The sequence below is a fragment of the Actinoplanes rectilineatus genome, assembly GCF_000962825.1.
Lineage (GTDB): Bacteria > Actinomycetota > Actinomycetes > Mycobacteriales > Micromonosporaceae > Actinoplanes > Actinoplanes rectilineatus.
The window spans coordinates 1-4,599 of sequence record NZ_JZKF01000175.1; the positions used below are offsets into that span (position 1 = coordinate 1).

Sequence of the window (4,599 nt, forward strand, 5' to 3'; positions counted from 1 at the left end):
CACAACAGCGTGGCGACTTCAGGCGCCCAGCACGCCCAAAATCACCACACCCACAACAGCGTGGCGACTTCAGGCGCCCAGCACGCCCAAAATCACCACGCGGACGGGCTTCGCACCCTGACTGACTCATTAGGTGTCTGGCCGCAGCCGTGGCGCTGTCCCCGGTCTCCGCAGCTGTGGCGCCCTACTTGAATGGCCGGACGGAGTGCGATCAGAGTGGGCCGTGGGCCGTGGGCCGTTCGGGTTCGTTCGGGATTCGCCGGGGAGCGCGTGTACTCCGCCAGACTGGTCCTGCCGTCGCCACACGGGGGTCGAGGTGGACGGTGGCGATCTCGTTAGCGGGGGAAACGAGGTCGCCGGGCCGGGTTCGCATCGATGCGAACCCGGCTTTCTCTTTTCGACCGTCCGGTGAGGCGCTCCCCCGGCCCGGGAATCGCTGCCCCGACGACGCCGGCCGTTCCCATGGTCTCGCCATCCGGATGGTCCGGTCATGCCGATGTGCTGGTCACCCGTTCCCGTCAGCCGGTCACTTCGGCAGCATTCGGATCCCGTCAGCCGGTCACTTCGACAGCGTTCGGATTCGGTCGGATTTCCATACTTCGATCCGGTGGTCTGTCACGGTGAGCGAGCCGCCGACTTCATGGTCGGCCGGCGCTGATCTCGTTCCGGAAGTGACGGGAACGGCCCGGTCATCGGGCTTCGTTCCGGCGCCTCCGGCCCGACCCAGACGGGGGCGTTCCATGAAGAACAAGTTCTTGCGCATGATGCTGGCGCTGGTGGTGGGCCTGCTCGGCTCCGCCGTCGTCGCGCCAGCAGCACCGGCGTTGGCGCTCTGCTCCGGCAACGGCTGCTACAACCAGGACCCGTCGAGCACGGGCTGCTCGGCTTCCGGCAGCATCTGGGTGCAGATGGACGAGCCGCTGAGCCCAACTTTCCGCCTCGAGCTGCGGAAGTCGTCCGCCTGCAACGCCTTCTGGGGCCGCATCTGGAGCGCCGGGTCGATCTACACCGTCGGCTCCGAGTACAACGTCCTGGTAGAACGGCAGATCCTCTCCGGCGGCGTCTACCGGGCGCACAGTGCCACGTCGGTGACCGCCCCGCCCGGTTTCTCCGGCTACTACTGGACCGACATGGTCGGTAACAGCAACGACGACCGGGTCCGCGTCTGCTACGGCCTCAACCACCCCGACAAGGCCGACAACTGGTACGCCTGGTGCAGCAAGTGGATGGCCTGATCCACCGCTCCTGAAGCAGGCTTCCGTCAAGACCACTCGATCCCGGGAACACCTGGCCTCGGCGATGCCTGACCTGGGAAAGTCCAGGCCCGAGTAAACCGGTGGTCGGGAAGTAGACCGGCCTGAGGACCATCGCTCGGGAAGCAGGTCCGGCGCGCCCGTCACCGCTGATCGCGGGCCGGGCGCGCCGTCGCATCGGCTCAGGCCTGGACCAACCCCGACCTGAGCCGTGGCGGCTTCCCGCCGGTTCAGGTCAGCGGTCGGCCACGGACGGCTCAAGCATGACGATTCCGCCGCGATGGGGTCAGGTCTGGACCAGGGGGTGGTATTCCTCCTCGGTCAGGCCGAAGGTCCAGGCGACGCCGGCTCGGGCGGTGCGGGTGTCCGGCGGGACGCGGAGCCAGTAGACACGACTGGTGCCGTCGGGCTCCGGCGTCGAGTTGACCACCTCGACCATGACCAGGGGCTCGTCACCGGGCAAGTCCAGGTACCACAACGTGCCGGTCTCGTCGCTCCCCAACTGGCGGGCTCCGGCCTCCTGCAGGTAACGCTCGTAGCCGAAGTGCTCCAGCATCACCCGGCGGATCTCGGCGTTCTCCTCGGCCTGGATCCGGTCCAGGGTGAGGGTGGGCAGCTCGGCCGCCAGCTCCGGTGGGATCGGCATGCCCCGCCACGCCCACAGGCCGTAGCCGTCGGTGAACTCCATCGCGGCGCCCTCGCCCCGGTGCAGCCGGCCCACGTTGTCGCGGGCCAGCAGGGCCGGACGCTCACTGAGCACGGCCACCCGCTCGTGCGCCCACCACCAGCCGGCCTGCCGGGCCACCGCAGCCAGCCCCGCCAGCCCGGCACCGGACCCGTCCTGCGAAAGGCCCGACCCGGTCTCCAGAGATCCCGATCCGGCCTCCAGAGATTCTGACTCGGTCTCCAGAGATCCTGGCCCCGCCTGCGGGGATTCCGACCCGGCCTGCGGGGAGAGCCGTCCGGCCGCGTCGAAGGTGCCGAGCCACGCCCCGTCGAACTGGCCGTAGATCGCGTCGAGCAGACGGGACCGGACCGCCTTGCCGAGGTCGGCCGGAAGCCCCGCGATGAGGTCCTCGCCGAGACGAAGGCGGAGACGGCCGGCGACCCTGTCCATCGCCAGACCCCACGAACGACGGCCCGCGGCGGACCCGAGCTGCGCCCAGCCCTCCGCGCCCAGCTCGGCGGCGGCAGCGGCACGGGCTGCGGCCCACGGCTCGGTGCGGACCTGACGGCGCACCGACGCTCCAGCGGTCTCGCCGGTCTGCCAGCCTTGACGGCGCAACTCCGCGACGACCCCGCCGAACCACTCCGGCAAGGTCTCACCGTCAGCCGAGCCCGGGCCACTTGAAGAAGACAGAACACCCGAAGAAGGCGAGACGCCTGAGGAAGAAGGGACGGAAACACCGGTCAGCAGGGCGACCGCCACCGCCGCAGCGCGCGGCGATCCGAACCAGTAGATGCGCGTCGGCGGCTCCAGACCGGCCAGCCGGTAGGAAACGCGTACCCCCTCCTCGGCCGCCGCCCGGTCGGCCGGACCGGTCTCCAGCGCCGTGGCCAGCCACTGGTCCTCGACCGCGGCCGCCATCGCCTCCTGCTCATGGGTCAGCTGCATCGCCCGTTCCCCTCTCAGTCCGCGACCGGACGGAACGCACCGGGGATGTACTCCCGCTGGCGGGTCACCCGGTAGTGCCCGGCCGGCAGCGAGATCGGCCCGTGTTCCTCATGGCTGACCCGGCCGTGCGACGGCACGTGGATGAACATCAGCTCCGGGTCGTCGACGTCGGCGAGCAGCCGCAGCCCGGGACCGCCGACCACGTGGGCGTGTCCGGTCGCCTCGCCTCGTGCCAGCACCATCCGCCCGCGCCTGTCCCGGGGAACCGGCGCGCAGGCGGGCACGCTCTCCTCGGGCACCGGAACGATCAGCACATCACCCTGCCGGTACATCCAACGGCCTCCCCGTCTGTCGACAACCTCGCCGAACCGTACCGGCGACCTACGACATTTCCGAGGGTGCCCTGGTGGGACGCGGGTTGCTACCGTGTCGCCCGTGCAGAACGACCACTGGCTGCTCTGGCCGATCAAGGCGATCGCGACGCTCGTCGTGCTGCCGTTCCGGTTGCTCGGCCTGTTGTTCCAGGGCCTCGAACACATCTGGGACCGCTGGCTCCGGCCGCCGCTGGCCTGGCTGGCCTACTACCTGATCGTCGTCCCGGTCAGCCGGCTGTGGCGCTATCTGGTCGCGATCCCGGCCGCCTGGCTGTGGCGCTGGGTCCTCGGCCCGGTCGTCCACGTCGTCGCCCGCGCCCTGACGGCGATGGCAGAGGTGATCATCACCTACCTGCTGGAACCGCTGTGGCGGTGGTTTCTCGGGCCGATCACCCGGGCGATCGTCTGGTTCCTCAAGCTGGGCTGGGACGGCACCACCTGGCTGTGGGAGACGCTGGTCGTCCCGGTGGGCAGGGCGATCGCCTGGCTGTGGAACGCCACGGTCGTCCCGGTGGCCCGCTGGTTGCACCGCGAGATCCTGCACCCGGTCGCGGAGGCGGTCCGGGCCGTCCTGACCGCGTTGGGCCTGCGCGCCTGACGATTCCTGAGATCATGTCCCGGTGACGAGCCGTACGTTCGGAATCCTGTCGCCGTTCGTGGGTGGCGACTACTACGGGGCGATCATCGAGGGTGTCAACGCCGCCGCGGTGGCCGGTGGCGACCGGGTGATGGCCGTGCAGACCCTGGATCCGGGCTCGCACAGTGCCGACCGCAGCGGGTTGCCGGCGTTCGCCCGCCCGGTCGCGCAGGGTCTGCTGTCCGGCCTGGTGGTGCTGCCCGGTGCTGTTCCGGAGAGCTATGCGGTGGAGGCCCGGCGGGCCGGCCTGCCGGTGGTGTTCGTCGCGCAGGAGGCGGTGGAGAGCGGTGCGTCGGCGGTGCTGGCGGACAACCGTTCCGGGGTACGCGCTGCCGTCGCCCACCTGATCGAGCACGGTCACGAGCGGATCGCGTTCGCCGGCTATCTGGCGCATTTCGATCTGCGGGAGCGGCACGAGGGGTACCGGGAGGGTCTGCTCGCGCACGGCATCACGCCCCGGGCCGACCTGCTCTTCGACACCGGCGACAACCACGAGTCGGGTGGCGCCGCGGTGGCGGACACGCTGATCCGGTCCGGGATGCCGGCGACCGCGATCGTGCTGGGCACCGACCGCAACGCGATCGGCCTGATCGACCGGATGACGGCGGCCGGGTACGACCTGCCCCGTGAGCTGGCCGTGGTGGGTTTCGACGACATCGCCGACGCGTCGTACCTGCGGCCGGCGTTGTCGAGTGTGCGGCAGCCGCTGGACCGGGTGGG

At 70.3% G+C, this 4,599-nt stretch carries 5 protein-coding genes; 3 read left to right on the forward strand and 2 right to left on the reverse strand.

What is annotated here, in order from left to right; all coding sequences use genetic code 11:
- Nucleotides 1-740 precede the first annotated feature (740 nt).
- The gene (locus tag WH85_RS45755; RefSeq protein WP_045748503.1) at nt 741-1,235 is read left to right on the forward strand and encodes a DUF2690 domain-containing protein; all 495 of its coding nucleotides are present in this window, start codon (nt 741-743) and stop codon (nt 1,233-1,235) included.
- Between the two features lie 304 nt (nt 1,236-1,539).
- Here WH85_RS45755 and WH85_RS45760 read toward each other — a convergent pair whose 3' ends face one another.
- Together WH85_RS45760 and WH85_RS45765 are read right to left on the reverse strand one after the other, a co-directional pair.
- Nucleotides 1,540-2,868, reverse strand: a complete 1,329-nt coding sequence (locus WH85_RS45760) for a DUF6745 domain-containing protein (protein ID WP_052721330.1) — start codon at nt 2,866-2,868, stop codon at nt 1,540-1,542.
- 14 nt (nt 2,869-2,882) lie between these two features.
- Nucleotides 2,883-3,200 (reverse strand): hypothetical protein, encoded by a 318-nt coding sequence (locus WH85_RS45765; RefSeq protein WP_045748504.1) that lies wholly within the window; start codon nt 3,198-3,200, stop codon nt 2,883-2,885.
- Between the two features lie 103 nt (nt 3,201-3,303).
- Between WH85_RS45765 and WH85_RS45770 the strand changes: the two genes are divergently transcribed.
- Both WH85_RS45770 and WH85_RS45775 read left to right on the forward strand, forming a co-directional pair.
- Nucleotides 3,304-3,840, forward strand: coding sequence for a hypothetical protein (locus WH85_RS45770; RefSeq protein ID WP_045748505.1), 537 nt, complete (start codon nt 3,304-3,306; stop codon nt 3,838-3,840).
- Nucleotides 3,841-3,862: 22 nt separating this feature from the next.
- A partial coding sequence (locus tag WH85_RS45775) for a substrate-binding domain-containing protein (RefSeq protein ID WP_045748506.1) occupies nt 3,863-4,599 on the forward strand: 737 nt, incomplete at its 3' end.